The sequence below is a fragment of the Synechococcus sp. R55.3 genome, from assembly GCF_047461975.1.
Taxonomy (GTDB): domain Bacteria; phylum Cyanobacteriota; class Cyanobacteriia; order Thermostichales; family Thermostichaceae; genus Thermostichus.
Genome location: NZ_JANSIG010000011.1, coordinates 16,097 through 31,232, shown reverse-complemented (window position 1 = coordinate 31,232; position 15,136 = coordinate 16,097). Strand labels below are relative to the sequence as shown.

Genomic DNA, 15,136 nt, shown 5'->3' with positions numbered 1-15,136 from the left:
GGGGAAACTTCCCGCCGCTCTGGCGGAATTCGGCGCAAGGCCAGTGCTAAAACCAGTTCAGAGCCCACCTCTGCAGAGTCTACTCCCACAGGTGAGGAGCCGACAACGATGTCTTCTCAGTCTCCCCCAGAACCAACCCCAGAATTGCCGGAAATTGCAGCCCTCAAAAGCCAACTGGCCGAAGCTCAACAACTCTTGCAGGACTACCAAAACAAAGTCTCTGCCCTGCAAGCTCAATTGCAGCAAGTCACTGCCCATCGGGACGAATTGCAAAAGGCGCTGGCGCAGTTGCAAGCGGTCGCAGACGAGCGGGCTAAAACCATCCAGGAGTTACAGAACCCCAGAGGACAAGCCCCCATTCAGCCCAAACCCCAATCCTCACCTCTGCACGCGCAAAAGAAGATTATGAATCGGCCCATCTTCGACAATGTATCAGCCACCGATGAAAGCATGCCTCCCTATCTGCTGGATTGACTGGGATGGAGGGGATCCCTGAGGGTGTGAGCCTGGATGGGGTCTCCATCTGTTCTGCTCCCGCCTGCTTTCAGCCCGACCTGTGCTTTCTTCCCCACTTTCTGGGGATCTGGGATCCGATAGTTGGATATTGGATTGGATAACCTTTGTTCCCGCTGCCCTTCCCATGAGCCAATCTCCATCGACTCTCCCTGCTGGTGATGCCATTCCGCCCCACGGGGGCACCCTGATCAACCGCATTGCCCCGCCTGAGCAGGCGCAGGAGCTGCGTTCCAAAGCCGAACATTGCCCCATTCTTTATCTCGACGAGCGGGCCCAATCGGATCTGGAGATGATCGCTATCGGGGGCTTCAGCCCACTGACGGGGTTTATGGGGCGGGAAGACTACCAGGCCGTCCTGGAAACGATGCACCTGGCCAATGGCTTGGCTTGGTCGCTGCCGGTCACCTTGCCGGTCTCCTCAGAAGTGGCAGCGGGTCTGAAAGAGGGGCAAATGATCGCCTTGGCCAGCTCCGCGGGCAAGATCCTGGGCTTACTGGAGCTGACCGAGAAGTTCACCTACGATAAAACATACGAAGCCCGGCAAGTTTATCGCACCACCGATGAGCAGCATCCAGGGGTAAAGGTGCTCTACGAGCAGGGATCCGTCTATTTGGCCGGCCCCGTCACCCTCCTGCAGCGGGATCCCCACCCTCTTTTTCCGGCCTACCAGATCGATCCGGCCCAATCGCGGCACCTGTTTCGGGAAAGAGGCTGGAAAACCATTGTGGGCTTTCAAACCCGCAACCCCATCCACCGCGCCCACGAGTACATCCAAAAATGTGCCTTGGAAATTGTGGACGGGCTGTTTCTGCACCCGCTGGTGGGGGCTACCAAAAGCGATGACATTCCCGCCGATGTGCGCATGCGCTGCTACGAGGTGTTGATCGAAAAGTACTACCCCAAGGAGCGGGTGATCTTGGCCATCAATCCTGCGTCGATGCGCTACGCCGGCCCCCGCGAGGCCATTTTCCATGCCCTCATTCGCAAAAACTACGGCTGTACCCATTTCATTGTGGGACGGGATCACGCCGGGGTGGGGAACTACTACGGCACCTACGATGCCCAACACATTTTTGATGAGTTCCAGCCGGGGGAGCTGGGCATCATTCCCTTGAAGTTTGAACATGCTTTCTATTGCACCGTCACCGGCACCATGGCCACGGCCAAGACCAGCCCCAGCCAACCCCACCAGCGCATTCACCTATCGGGTACTAAGGTGCGGGAAATGCTGCAACGCGGTGAAGTGCCCCCGCCGGAGTTCTCTCGACCGGAAGTGGCCCGCCTGCTGGCCGAAGCCATGCGAGAACAGGGATCCCCCTGAGTGGCAATCAAAAAGGGCCTGAGACAGACCAGACCCTCTGTATTGAAAGTTGAAGTTAACAAGATTCAAGCCGAATATCAGGCCGGCTCCGCCAGATTGATCGTCGGGTTGCGGTCGAAGAAGCCCCAAGGTATCAGCTTAAAGCCCGTTCTGTGTACAGGCATCACCGGCCAATCCTCTGGGCGCGGCACATGGGAAACGCCCAAGGAATACCAAACCACCAGATCCTCCCCTTCTAGAGGTTGGTCGTCGCTCACCCACTTCGGCAATCCTTCTCCAGGCCCGCTTTGGTTGGGATAAGGGCCAGCAGCATACAGTTCGCCGGGCTGGTAGTGGGTAGCCCAGAAGTGGTGGGTGGCAAATCCGGCCCGCTCCCGCACGTTGGATCCCTCGACCGGCAGGAACATGGCATTGGGGCCGGGCATGAGGGCGTAGCCGGTAGGAGCGCCGAGGGCGTTGGTCTTGCTGCTGGAGACGATGACCCACTTACGGCTGCTGGCCATGTTCAAGTCCCGTACGGCCTCTTTTTCGCTGAGCAAATGCTTCTCCTCCATGATGAAGGCGTTGCCTGCCGGGTTGTCGGGGCTTTGGGGCAGGGGCTTGAGGTTCATCTCCATAACGGCATTGTCGGTGCCATCCACATCCATATCCAGCCGGAAGCTGAAGTAGTGCTGGTGGTTGGTACCGCCCACATTGGGTGCCATCAGGGGGGCAAAGGGATCCGCGTCAGCAGTCGTCACAGCATCTGTACCCTTGGCCAAGACGATTCCGGTCAGATCTGCCTGCACTTCAAAGGTGCCATCCTGGTGAAACACCCAGCTAATGCCGTAGTCGTAATTGCCGATGGCGGCGGTCATGGTCATGACCAACTCACGGCTGCGGCGCACATCGTTGCGCTTTGTGTTGTACTCGTAGTGCTTCCAGAGCATGCCGTTATCCCGCTCGTAGAGGCCAATCACCCCCGGCATCACGTAGGGCTCCCCATCGTTGTCGGCAAAGACGGCATCCAGCAACAGGCCGTTCTCCGGTACCTCCTTGCCCAGCTCCATGGTGTTGGCGAGCAAGCCAAAGTTGTATTCCCCCACATCAAAGGCGTTGCGGAAATACCAGGTTTCATCGGGATCCCCGTAGGGCACCACCATCTCCGAGAGGCTCACCCGGTAGAACACAGGCCGTTCTTCTTCTCCCTCTTGGTAGCGAGCAGTGTAGAGCACCAATCCCTCGCGCGGGTGCATCAGGTAGCGGAACTTCCAGCCTTGCCAGGTGATCTCGTTACCCTTGATGTCGTAGCTGGCGCCCTCGGGGTGGGTAATTTTTAGAGGTTTGGGGGCGGGGCGAACGCTGCCCAGAGAAGCGAGGTCGTAGTCAAAGCTCTCTTTGGAGAAGGCCACAAGGGTGTCATCGTCGATCAGCTTTGAGACTTTTCCCGTGTTCAGGTTCACAGTGGCCAAAACCCCTTCAATGGGGGCACCGTAGTAGTTCCAGTTGTCGCCTTTGTAGTAGGAAATGCCGCGACAGAAGCGATTTCCGGAGGCTTTTTCCTCTTCGCTCAAGTTGCCCGGCGCCCAACAATCCACAGCCACGCGGTCGAAATCGGTGATCCCCCGCTTGCGCATTGCCTCTTGCCAGCCGGGATCCGCCTTCACCACTTCTGCGGCCAACCCAAACTCGCTGCTCACCATCGCCGGTTGCACACCGGTCACTTCCGTCCAGCTAACCAGCTTGTTTTCCATCAGGTCGACAATGGCTTCGTGGGTGCGGTTGGCCTTCGGTTCGTAAACGATGGCAAAAGCTTCTCGGCGAAAGGGATCCCCCGGCTGAAAGCTGAGCACCTCGGCTTTGTCGGGCTCCCGCAGATCGATCAGCACAAAGGTGGCATCCTCGGCCAAGTTCTCGGCCTTGCGGATAACGCTGGCCGTCATTTTAATTTCCTCGGCAGTCAGGGGATCCAGCGGGTGAGAGGCCTTGGGGGATCCCGGCGAACTGGCGATGGTCAGAGCTACAATACCGACGCCAAATACAACTGTGATAACCAATATCTTTAGCCAACGTGGCCACTGCCGCCCAATGTTCAACATGGATAAACCCCCTTTTGGGTATGCGGATGGGGTGAGGATTGCCGGCCAAGCCCACCCCTCTAAAGTGGCCTCATTCAAGCATATGGACGGGGTTACAAGTGCATCCAACGCTACCAAGTCCGCTGCCGGCCTCTGCCTTATCCCATAAAAAACCCCACGCCAAAGGCATGGGGAGAATGCATGACGGGAATCCGGCTCTCCTACACCCTGAGGTCAAAAAGCCCTGAATAGGTGGCAACAGCCCTCATCCCGCTTCAAACCGGAGTTGTTCGGGATCCACATAATAGCAGCGGGCATTGTCAGCACAGATCAACGCCCAGCCATTTTGGTCAGCCTCGACCAAAGTATACTCAGACTGGGGGATGAAGTGGCCTTGGTGGTTTCGGGTATCGCTCTTAACCCAAACAATCTGACGGTTCATCTTAAAGTTCCTCCCATTTGCGGTCAAAGGGGTCAAAAGAGTAAGGTTCGAAAATAGGACTCGATCTCAGCGGCTATGGAAGCAGCGGCAATACAGCCCGCACCGCAATACAATGAAGTGCAGCGTAAAAAGTACAGCCACCACCGGGCCAAGCATCTCGCACCAACCCAGAGCCCAATCTCATCAATTGAGTCCGGCGAAGGGAAGGCGATGAGAGCTAGCCCCTATGGATAAATGGATTTCATCTTGCGATTGGGTACAATGAAGTCTAGCACCGACCCCATGAGGACATCGCTAAGAGTTGTAGATTAAAATAACGAGCCCTAGATTTTCCTAAAATCTTGTTGCAAAACCAGGAATAGGGTCACTTAATCTTCTTCAAAAAGCCAGTTGTAAATCTTGCTCAAGTGGGGCCAAGCGGGACGGCGGTTCCCTCCCTCTTGCAGGTTGGATTTGACACCCTCAATCTGCTCGGGATCCCGTGCCAAGATTTGCTTAATGGCCTCCACCTGCTGGCGTACCCCGGTTTTTTTCAGCTCCAGCATGGCTAGGGTCAGATTCACACGGGGCTGGGCATCCACCGGATCCAACTTCACAGCAGTCTGGGCGGCCTTCAGAGCTTTTTCCGCCTGCCCCTCCAGAAGGTAGAGCCAGGACAAGCACGTCCAAGCCGCCGCCGCCTTTGGGGATCCCTTACAGATTGACTCAAAAGAGGGAATTAACGTCTTGGCCGCTTCCCCGGATTCATAGCGCCGAATCCCTTCCTGAAATAATTCTTCAATTTTTTGGCTCATCTCCCTCAATCCAGCACATTAGCTTATTGACAAAATCGACGATCTATGCATGTAAAGTCGCTCTCGCCTGCTCGCTCATCTGTTGTAGCGCACTGCCGCTGGGGAGAGGGATCCCTTCTCCTTCAGCCAGCCAGAGCCAATACTCGATATTGCCGGCAGGGCCAGTGATGGGCGACCACGTGTAGCCTTGCACCTGCCAGCCCTGGGCCACGGCCGAGCGCATCACCGTCTCCAGCACGCGGGCATGGACAGCCGGATCCCGTACCACCCCCTTTTTACCCACCTGGTCTCGGCCCGCCTCAAACTGGGGCTTCACCAGCAACAGCGCCTCCCGTGGGAAACGCAACAGGTTCCACAGCGGAGCTAGCACCTTAGTCAGGGAAATAAAAGACAGGTCTACCACCGCCAAATCCGGCCAGCTCTGGGGAGGTGCCTCGCTTCCGTACAGATCCTCCGGCTGCAGATGGCGCAAGTTGGCCCGCTCCTTTAGGATCACCCGCGCATCCGTTCGCAAAGACCAGGCCAGTTGCCCATAGCCCACATCCACTCCGTAGACCCGCTGGGCTCCCCGTTTCAACAAGCAGTCTGTAAAACCTCCTGTGGAAATGCCCGCATCCAAACAAATACGACCCTGCACCTGAACAGGAAAAGTTTGCAGCGCCCCCTGTAGCTTTTCTCCCCCCCGTGAGACAAAAGCAGGCCCAGACTGGACTTGCACCGCTGGATCCCCGCTCACCCAGGTTCCAGGCTTTTCCGCCCGCACCCCATTTAGAAAGACTTCTCCTGCCAAAATGGAGCGTTGCGCTTGCTGGCGTGAGGAAAAATATCCGCGCTCCACCAACCAGCTATCCAGACGCACCCGCTTGGCCATCTCGCCGGTGCCTCACCTTGCATAGATCTTCCCGCCCATTAGAATAGGCGAGCGGGATCCCAACTGACCAGAATTGAGGGATCGCCAACAGCAGATTAGCCAAACCGTCCGCTCACGTACTCTTCCGTTTCCCGATGGGCGGGAGAGTTAAAGATTTTCTCAGTGCGGTTAAACTCCACCATCCGTCCGTAGCGAACCCCCTCTTCGTCGACTTCAGTGTTGAAGAAGGCGGTAAAGTCGGAGACCCGCGCTGCCTGCTGCATGTTGTGGGTAACGATAATGATCGTGTAGCGACGGCCCAGTTCCTTGAGCAACTCCTCAATGCGCAACGTGGAGATTGGATCCAACGAGGCACAAGGCTCATCCATCAGGATAACCTCCGGCTGGATGGCCAAGGTGCGGGCAATGCAAAGACGCTGCTGCTGTCCCCCCGAAAGGGAGAGCCCACTCATCTTCAGCTTGTCTTTCACCTCATCCCAGAGGACGGCCTGACGCAATGTGCGCTCTACCAGCTCATCCAAGTCTCCTTGGTAGCCGTTGACCCGTGGCCCAAAGGCAATGTTGTCGTAGATTGATTTGGGGAAAGGGTTGGGCTTTTGGAACACCAGGCCAACTCGCCGCCGCACTTCAGCAGGATCTACATCGGGATCGTAGATGTTTTTCCCGTGAAAAATTACGGATCCCTCTACTCTCGCCCCCGGGATCAGATCGTTCATGCGGTTAAAGCAGCGCAGCAAAGTACTCTTGCCGCAGCCGGAAGGGCCAATAAAAGCAGTGATGTGATTCTTGGGAATCTTCAGAGAAACCTGCTTCACCGCCAAATGAGAGCCGTAGTAAACACTGACTGCTTGCGTTTCCAGCTCAACAGTTAAGTTGGCAGACTTCTCAGAGGAATCAGGAGTGCCGGGAAATGGAGGGCGCATAGGAGTACCAGAGGTAGACGTTGCTTCAGAACCCAAACTCAAAATCGAAGAATAGTGAGGCAAAAATCTCAGAAGAACCAGATCAGATAGTAATGGTTTCCTGACGACGGCTCAGCAGCAGCCGGAAACTGGTCGTGGTGATCAAAACCAGAATCACCAAAGCCAAGGCTCCTCCCCAAGCAATTTTCTGCTGGTTCTCGAAGGGAACAATGGCAAAGTTGTAGATCAGCACCGCCAGCGAAGCTACTGGCTTCAGCAAACCATCGGGCCATAGGAAACTGAACAGAGCAGTAAAAATTAGAGGTGCAGTCTCCCCAGCTGCTCGGGCAATGGCCAAAGTCACCCCCGTTAGGATCACCGGCAAGGCAGCCGGCAAAACGACCCGAAACACAGTCTGCACCCGCGAAGCTCCCAAGGCGTAGGCGGCAGCCCGAGTGTCCGCCGGCACCAAGCGCAGAGCCTCCTCGCAGGAGAGGATGATGATCGGCAAAGTCAATACCGATAGAGCTACTCCGCCAGAAAGGGCAGAAAAGGTCTTGGTGGAAAGCACCAGCACCCCATAGGCGAACACGCCAGCGACGATGGAAGGAACCCCCGTCAGCACTTTGATAATGAAACGCAGAGATGATGCTGTAGAACTGTTCTGGCCGAACTCCGAGAGATAGATCGCAGCAAATAGACCAATAGGGAAAGTGATTGTAATGGCAATCGATACCACAATGATCGTTCCCAGCACAGCGTTGCCAAAGCCGCCTACCTGATCGCCAGGAGGAGGAGGAAGCTGGGTTAAGGTCTGCCAATTGAAGCGCTCAATGCCATTGACGAAAACATAGTAAAGGATGGAAGCGAGCACAACAATCGCAAAAATGCTGGAAGCAAAGATCAGGCCTGTCATCACCCAGTCCAGCACGACGCGCTTGGATCTGACTTTGCGTTTGAACAAATTGGCCTGTGCTGCCACTTGTGTCGCCATGTTCCTCTACTCCCGAGAAGCCGTCAAAGCAAACTTGACCTGACGAACCAATAGCTCAGCGATGATGTTGACCACCAGCGTAATGACCAGCAAGATCAAAGCCGCATACATCAGAGCCGAGATCTGCTCGTCGGCTGCTTCTGCAAACTCGCTGGCCAGCAATGCAGGGATGTTGCTGGCAGGGGCCAAAAGCGAGACTCTAATCCCCCGCGCATTGCCAATCAGCATTGCCACCGCCATGGTCTCGCCCAGGGCGCGTCCCAAACCCAGCACCACAGCCCCCAACATACCCCCAATCGCAGCCGGTAGTACCACTCCAAAAATGGCTTCCCATCGCGTAGCCCCCATCGCATAGGCAGCCGCGCGCAGCTCAGGAGGAACAGCCACCAAAACCTCTCTGGCGATGGCCGTGATGATGGGGATGATCATGATCCCCAAGACAACCCCTGCCGTCAACATCCCCGGCCCAATCGGTGGTGTGCTGAAAATGGGAAGCCAATTGAAGTTCTCGTACAGGAACATCTGAACGGGGCGGAAGAAGGGGATGAAGACAAACAATCCCCAAATGCCGAACACCACACTGGGAATAGCCGCCAACAGCTCAACCACAATGATCAGAGCCAGACGCAAGGACTTCGGAAGAAAATCCTCGCTCAGAAAAATAGAGATGCCAAAGCTAAAAGGAACCCCCACAATCAGAGCGATGAGAGAAGTCACTAGCGTGCCGTAGATCTGTGGCCAGGCCCCATAGATATCCTCGACCGGATCCCAGGTGGTGCTCCAGAAGAAACTCAGTCCAAACTTGCTGATAGCTGGCAAAGACTGAATGCCGATCTCCAGAGCAATCCAGAGCAGCAGGAAGGCCGAGAAAAACACGGCAATCCGCGTAGCCCAGATAAAAACCTGGTCGCGCCGGCGCTGGAAAACCGGCCGAGGCCGAAACATAGAACTGCTGTCAGAAAAAAAGGTATTCATCCGCCTGAAGCCAGAAGTGGTTGGTAAGAGTTTTTACGGGGTAATGCCTTCCAGCGCAGCCAGAGCTTTTTGCCGCGTTTCTTCCGGCAGAGGGACATATCCCAACTGCTCAGCGAAAGCCTGCCCCTCAGTGAGGCCGTAGCGGAGAAACTCTCTAACGGCCTTGGAAGTCTCGGCTTTGGGGTAAACCTTGTAGGCAAGGATCCAGGTGTAGCCCGCAATAGGGTAAGAGTCTTCCCCACTAGGATCCGGATCGACCCCCAGCAAACGCTCGTCGAGCTGAATTCTGGCCAGCGCCGCTTTCTCCGTCTCGACGTTGGGAGTTACAAACTTGCCTGCCCGGTTTTCCAGACGGGCAATGTTCAGGTTGTTGAGCTTGGCAAAGCCGAATTCCACGTAGCCAATCGAGCCAGGAATTTGCTTGATCTGCTCGGAAACCCCTTCGTTCCCACGCGCCCCTACGCCGGTTGGCCAGTTTACCGAAGAGCCGCGACCCACCTTTTGCTTCCACTCTGGGCTAATAGCGTTGAGGTGAGTGGTGAAGATATCGGTGGTACCACTTCCATCAGAGCGATGCACGACGGTAATCGGCAAATCCGGGAAAGTCACCTGTGGGTTAAGGCCAGCCAGCAGGGGATCGTTCCAGTTCTTGATCTTGCCCAGGAAGATATTCGCCAGTGCCAGGCGGGAAAGGCGGATTTCGGGGCCCACCCCAGGAATGTTGTACGCTGCAACTAACGCTCCGCCCACCATGGGTACAGAAACCATCCCTTTGGGAGGGTTAGCCTCATTCTCAATTTGGTTGATCTCTTCAGGACGGGGCACGCTGTCACTGGCACCGAAATCGACCGTGCGGGCTACAAACTGCCGACGACCCGCACCGCTTCCTACAGACTGATAGTTGACCTGGATGTTAGGGTTTTTCTTGCCAAACTCTTGGGCCCAAGTTTGATAGATGGGGGCCGGGAAGGTCGCCCCAGCGCCATTGATGGTGATGGTCTGCTGAGCAAACACCCGCTGCCAATTCGCCTGGCTAGCCGCAAAGCCGGCAACAGTGGCAGATAGAAACTTCAGGAAAGAACGACGCTCCAAGGGGTGCAACGTCACCATACAGATCTCCTCTCCCAGATGAAGACAAAATCTCAGTCCAGATCTAAAAAAGGCTACTTCACTCGAGAACCTTACCCAACCCAATCAAAACTCGTCGGGCTGGGTATGCCACTACCGCCTGGAAGCTTGGAGGCAACCCTCAAGCTAACCCTGCGATCCTCAACAAGCCTTCAACCGATAGCAACATCCCAGGGATCCCTTTGAGCACGCAGGGTTCCCTCGGGAACGCTCCATTGAAGACTTCGCCAGTCCGCGCAGCTACTATAACGTAAAGGCCAGTTGTTTTTGGTTAAAACGAGGCTAAGCCCAGGTTATCTCTAGGGATATCCGCCAAATGTTGCAAACCCCTCAAGGGATCCCCTTTGGTGTCAGCCACTCCCTATCCTGGATTGGGTATCTCCCAAAACAGAGAACTTCCGCCTTTTGAGTTTGGAAAGGTGGCTTCTTCATCTTCCCGCCAAGGTTCAGAGCTGGAAGAGGACTCTAGAGACCTGCCAATCGGGAATAAGCTCTGAGAAGGGATCCCCTATGCCGACGGGCTGGTGGCTATGGCACTCTGGGCTGACGATGAACCTGCTGAGCCTCTAGAATGGAGGGCTGTCGAGAAAAGAAGTGTCTTCCCAATGTCGAAACGTAACATGCAGGTTGTGCTGCGCCAGGCGATCCCAGGGCTGGGCAAGCCCGGAGAGATTGTCAACGTCAAGCCCGGATATGCTCGCAACTACCTCTTCCCACGGCAGATGGCGGTGCGGGTTACCCCTGGCATATTGAAAGAGCAGCAGGTGCGTCTGCAGCAGGAGGCAGCTCGTAAACTGGCAGAAAGACAACAGGCGGAAAACTACAAGACTGCTCTGGAGACCATCGGTCGCTTTGTCATCCGTAAGAAAGTGGGAGAACACGATCTCCTATTCGGGCAGGTGACCACCAGCGATATTGCCGAGGTAGTGCTGGCTACCAGCGGCCTGGATATCGACCGCCGCAACATTCTGCTCAACGAGGAGATCAAGAAAACCGGGGTTTATCCCGTGCAGGTAAAGTTACACCCCGAAGTTACCGCTACGCTGCGCATTCAGGTTACTCCCGAATGAGGACTCACCTTCGAGGATCCCTGAGTTCCCGTGAGGGATCCCGGGGTGAGTAGGGTTTTTGCCTTAGGCAACAAGCGGGTATGCTCAGCCTAGAGCTTGACCCGCCTGACGATTGGAGCTGACTGGCTGAGAGGCCGGTTGCCCTAGGGCTGGGTTGATTTTCCTACTCCTGGCTTGTGGTGATCAGCGATTACGACTTAACGGGTGGGGATCGGCTTCCTCCTCAAAACATTGAAGCCGAGGAGGAAATCCTGGGGGGCATTCTCCTCGATCCGGATGCGTTGGTGCGGGTCGCGGAGTTTCTGCGTCCAGAGATGTTCTATATCTCTGCCCACCAAGAGATTTACCGGGCTGCTCTCCAACTGCACAGCCAAGGGCAGCCCACTGACCTGATGACTGTGTCTGCCTGGTTGGCGGATCATCATCTTCTGGAGCGGGTGGGAGGAACAGGGGCGATTCGTCGCCTGCTAGAGCAAACCGTCAGCAGCGTCAACATCGACCAGTATGCTCGCCTGGTGATGGATAAATACATGCGCCGCCAGTTGATCCAGGTGAGCAACACCCTGGCTCGTTTGGCCTACGATACCAGTCAGCCCCTGTCTCAGGTGATGGATCAAGCCGAGCAGCAGGTGTTTGGCCTCACCCAAGAGCGAGTGCAGCGTAGCCTCATCCCGGCTTCTGAGGTTTTGGTCAATATCTTCTCGGACTTGGAAGAGAAGTTCCAAAGCGGGGCACAGCTTCCGGGGATCCCGACCAAATTCATCGACCTGGATAACCTGACTCAGGGCTTGCAGCGATCCGACTTGTTGATCCTGGCCGGTCGTCCCTCGATGGGGAAAACCAGTCTTGCCCTCAACATTGCCCAAAATGTGGCTGCCTATGCCAAGCAGCCGGTCGCTATCTTTAGCCTGGAAATGTCGAGGGAGCAACTGGTGCAGCGGCTTTTGGCCAGCGAAGCCCGCATCGACAGCAGCCGTCTGCGCTCTGGGCGCATTAGCGAACACGAGTGGCAGCGCCTGGGCCAAGCCATTGGTTTTTTGTCGCAACTGCCCCTGTTCATCGACGATACCCCCGACTGTACTGTTACAGAAATTCGCTCCAAAGCGCGGCGTTTGCAGGCGGAACAGGGGGGAACGTTGGGGATGGTGTTGATCGACTACCTACAACTGATGCAGGGATCCGCCGCCGACAACCGGGTGCAGGAGCTGTCGCGCATTACTCGTGGCCTCAAGGCCATGGCCAAGGAGCTGATGGTGCCGGTGCTGGTGCTGTCTCAGCTCAGTCGAGCTGTTGAGTCTCGCTCCGATAAGCGCCCGCAACTGGCAGACCTGCGGGAATCGGGCTGTCTGGCCGGGGATACGCAGGTGATGGATGCGGATCGCGGCAAGATCTGGCGGTTGGATCAACTGGCGGCCCTACCGGCTGCGGCGGAACTGCCCCGCCTGCTCAGCTTGAACGGACGCGGACGCCTGGTGCCCCAGCAGCCGGTGAAGGTGTTTCGCAGCGGTCACCAGCCCACTTGTCTTCTGAAGACCCGCCTCAACTTTTCCATTCGCGCCACCGGCAATCACCCCTTTTTCACCCAACAGGGCTGGAAAACCTTGGACGAGCTGCAATTGGAGGAAGAGGTGGCGGTGGTGGTGCAGGAGGGGCTGATCTGGGATCCGGTGGTGTTCATCAGCGAGCCGGGGGAGCCTCAGCCGGTTTACGACATCGAGATGCCCCGCCATCACAACTTTGTGGCCAACGGGCTGCTGGTACACAACAGCATCGAGCAGGATGCCGATCTGGTGATGATGATCTACCGCCCCGAGTATTACGATCCCAACACCAGCGATCGCGGCATTGCCGAGGTCATCATTGCCAAACATCGCAACGGCCCCACCGGCACTGTGCGCCTGCTGTTCGAAAGCCAGTACACCCAGTTTCGCAACCTGGCAGATCCCAACCGCTGAGCAATCGACGCCGAAGAGGGATCCGGAGCTGCTGCCTTGGGAACAACCCCGCAAGGTGTTAGCTTAGGATCGCTGCGGGCCAAAGCGTTGCTCTTGAGCCGGCTACCCTCTCTCCTAATGCTCAAAACGATATGTTTAAAAACGTGTTAATTGCCACCGACCGCCGAGATGGCCTGCAGCGTTTTGGCAAGTGTCTAGAAGATCTGCACAGCAATGGCATCGAGCGCGTCACCTTCGTCCGCAGCGTAGATTGGCAAGAGGACGACATCGGCATTCCCGACGACATTACCCCCGAAGTCCAGGCAGAGCAGACCCAGTTGCAGAAGCTGCTGAACCCGATCCCGGCGGGGTTGGAAGTCAAGGCTCTGGTGCAGGCGGGCAGGCCAGCCGATCTAATCCTAAAAGGCATCCAAACCTATGGCTCCGATCTGCTGATTACAGGCATGGGTACCCACAACCTGCTCGCCGAAAAATTGTTCGGCAGCACCACCATGACGCTGTTGCCGAAGCTGAAAATCCCCCTACTGGTGATGCGCCCCCAACTGCTGGCTACCTTTACCCTGGAAGAATTGCGCTTGCGCAGCCGCCACCTGTTTCGCTGCCTCTTGGTGCCCTTTGACTTTGAGCAGCCGCGTCAGCAGTTGCTGAACCATCTCGGCCACCTGCTGCCCGGTACTTCCCAGTGCCAGACGCTTACCCTGCTCTACGTGGTGGATCCCAGCGCCCGCCGCAACCAAGGAACTCCGGTGGAGGTGCTCAAGCGCAAAGCCGAGGCTGACCTGGCCCAGGTGCTTGAACCCCTGAGCGAGCAGGTGAAGCCCGTACAGTTGCGCACCCTGGTGCGGGTGGGATCCCCTCTCAAAGAGATCCTAGCTACTGCTGCCGATGAAGACATGACGGCCATCGCCACTGCCTCCCCCCACGTGGGCAGCTTTTGGGAGTGGTCGGTTCGCAGCCTCACCGGCGAGATTTTGCGGCAAAGTTGGCATCCGGTGTTGTTTTTCCCGCGCGGGTCTTTGGCCCAATAAATCCAGGCAAGATCCAAGCCGAGTGTTGCAATTGAACTCATCCTCCATGAACCCCCCTTCCACGACAGCGCTGCAGGATCTGTTTCGGGCGGTGGCCCAAGGGGAGCTCACCCCAGAGCAAGCCCTGCAAGCCTGTCGCTTTCTGCCCTTTGAGCCGGTGGGAGACTTCGCCCATGTGGATCACCACCGTCCCTTGCGCACGGGCTTTCCTGAAGCAGTGTGGGGGCCGGGCAAAACCCCAGATCAGATCGCCCAAATCCTGGAGCAACTCCACCAGCGGGGATCCCTGGCCTTGGCCACCCGCATCGAAGCCCAGGTGTATGCCGAGATCCGCAGCCGCTTGCCCCAGGCCCAGTATTCCGAGTTGGCCCGCTTGTGTTGGATCCCGTCCCAGCAGGTGGTCAGCCATCCTGGACAGGTCAGCGTGATCTCCGCCGGCACTGCCGACTTACCGGTGGCAGAAGAAGCCGCCCTCACGCTGGAGCTTTCCGGATTTCAGGTGAAGCGCCTCTGGGATGTGGGGGTGGCCGGGATCCATCGGCTGCTGCACAACCGGGCGGCCCTGCAAGCAGACGTGCTGATCGTGGTGGCGGGCATGGAGGGGGCCTTGGCCAGTGTGGTGGCGGGTCTGGCGGATTGTCCGGTGATCGCTGTGCCCACCAGCATTGGCTACGGGGCCAGCTTTCAAGGCTTGGCTGCCCTGCTCACCATGCTCAACTCTTGCGCGGCGGGGGTGGGAGTGCTGAACATCGATAACGGTTTCGGGGCGGCCATTCTAGCAGGCCAGATCCTGCGTTGCGGACAACGGCTGGCAGCTCGATTGAGTTCATGCGGCCCCACTGGAGATCCAACAGGGAATCGACAGATTTCGGAAGGTTAAGAATTGTAAATAGATCCTGAGCCAAACAGGCTATACTCAGGCCATAGTTTAGGCTTGGGCTTTCTCTTTCCCATCCTTCGGGAGTTTGAGGGTGTTGCCTCTGGTCACCTAACTGGGTTCATGCCTTTTTCTGGGGTACCTTTATCCGAAGATGGGGAGGGTTCCTACGCTGGTTAACTGCTGTGTTGGACTGACTGGGGCGG

At 56.8% G+C, this 15,136-nt stretch carries 14 protein-coding genes; 6 read left to right on the top strand and 8 right to left on the bottom strand.

What is annotated here, in order from left to right; all coding sequences use genetic code 11:
• The first annotated feature begins 108 nt into the window (after positions 1-108).
• Positions 109-474 carry a hypothetical protein gene (locus NW849_RS03145; protein WP_414355868.1) on the top strand — a complete coding sequence of 122 codons (366 nt, stop codon included), beginning with the start codon at positions 109-111 and terminating at the stop codon, positions 472-474.
• A gap of 166 nt (positions 475-640) precedes the next feature.
• A complete protein-coding gene (sat, locus tag NW849_RS03140) occupies positions 641-1,837 on the top strand; it encodes a sulfate adenylyltransferase (RefSeq protein WP_414355867.1) in 1,197 nt (398 codons plus the stop codon).
• Positions 1,838-1,914: 77 nt separating this feature from the next.
• Here the strand turns inward: sat and NW849_RS03135 are convergent, their stop codons facing one another.
• The 8 genes from NW849_RS03135 to pstS all read right to left on the bottom strand — a co-directional run bounded on the left by NW849_RS03135 (position 1,915) and on the right by pstS (position 9,982).
• Entirely contained in the window at positions 1,915-3,915 is a 2,001-nt protein-coding gene (locus tag NW849_RS03135; RefSeq protein ID WP_414355866.1) for a primary-amine oxidase, read from the bottom strand.
• 244 nt (positions 3,916-4,159) lie between these two features.
• Complete coding sequence (locus NW849_RS03130) at positions 4,160-4,336, bottom strand: hypothetical protein (RefSeq protein ID WP_414355865.1); 177 nt, start codon at positions 4,334-4,336, stop codon at positions 4,160-4,162.
• A gap of 368 nt (positions 4,337-4,704) precedes the next feature.
• Positions 4,705-5,130, bottom strand: a complete 426-nt coding sequence (locus NW849_RS03125) for a hypothetical protein (protein WP_011432703.1) — start codon at positions 5,128-5,130, stop codon at positions 4,705-4,707.
• Between the two features lie 43 nt (positions 5,131-5,173).
• The gene (locus NW849_RS03120) at positions 5,174-6,001 is read right to left on the bottom strand and encodes a TlyA family RNA methyltransferase (RefSeq protein WP_414355864.1); all 828 of its coding nucleotides are present in this window, start codon (positions 5,999-6,001) and stop codon (positions 5,174-5,176) included.
• A 95-nt stretch (positions 6,002-6,096) separates the two neighbouring features.
• Positions 6,097-6,924 carry a phosphate ABC transporter ATP-binding protein PstB gene (gene pstB / locus NW849_RS03115; protein ID WP_414355863.1) on the bottom strand — a complete coding sequence of 276 codons (828 nt, stop codon included), beginning with the start codon at positions 6,922-6,924 and terminating at the stop codon, positions 6,097-6,099.
• Positions 6,925-7,006: 82 nt separating this feature from the next.
• Positions 7,007-7,897, bottom strand: a complete 891-nt coding sequence (pstA, locus tag NW849_RS03110) for a phosphate ABC transporter permease PstA (protein ID WP_414355862.1) — start codon at positions 7,895-7,897, stop codon at positions 7,007-7,009.
• Positions 7,898-7,903: 6 nt separating this feature from the next.
• Positions 7,904-8,872: a phosphate ABC transporter permease subunit PstC gene (pstC, locus tag NW849_RS03105; protein WP_414355861.1), complete on the bottom strand. Its 969-nt coding sequence runs from the start codon at positions 8,870-8,872 to the stop codon at positions 7,904-7,906.
• A 33-nt stretch (positions 8,873-8,905) separates the two neighbouring features.
• Positions 8,906-9,982: a phosphate ABC transporter substrate-binding protein PstS gene (gene pstS, locus NW849_RS03100; RefSeq protein ID WP_414355860.1), complete on the bottom strand. Its 1,077-nt coding sequence runs from the start codon at positions 9,980-9,982 to the stop codon at positions 8,906-8,908.
• A 623-nt stretch (positions 9,983-10,605) separates the two neighbouring features.
• Here pstS and rplI point away from each other — a divergent pair.
• The 4 genes from rplI (at position 10,606) to larB (ending at position 14,933) form a co-directional block, all read left to right on the top strand.
• Positions 10,606-11,070 (top strand): 50S ribosomal protein L9, encoded by a 465-nt coding sequence (gene rplI, locus NW849_RS03095; RefSeq protein ID WP_414355859.1) that lies wholly within the window; start codon positions 10,606-10,608, stop codon positions 11,068-11,070.
• 179 nt (positions 11,071-11,249) lie between these two features.
• A complete protein-coding gene (gene dnaB, locus NW849_RS03090) occupies positions 11,250-13,025 on the top strand; it encodes a replicative DNA helicase (protein WP_414341640.1) in 1,776 nt (591 codons plus the stop codon).
• 131 nt (positions 13,026-13,156) lie between these two features.
• The gene (locus tag NW849_RS03085; protein WP_414355858.1) at positions 13,157-14,053 is read left to right on the top strand and encodes a universal stress protein; all 897 of its coding nucleotides are present in this window, start codon (positions 13,157-13,159) and stop codon (positions 14,051-14,053) included.
• A gap of 46 nt (positions 14,054-14,099) precedes the next feature.
• Positions 14,100-14,933: a nickel pincer cofactor biosynthesis protein LarB gene (gene larB, locus NW849_RS03080; protein ID WP_414355857.1), complete on the top strand. Its 834-nt coding sequence runs from the start codon at positions 14,100-14,102 to the stop codon at positions 14,931-14,933.
• Positions 14,934-15,136: the final 203 nt, after the last annotated feature.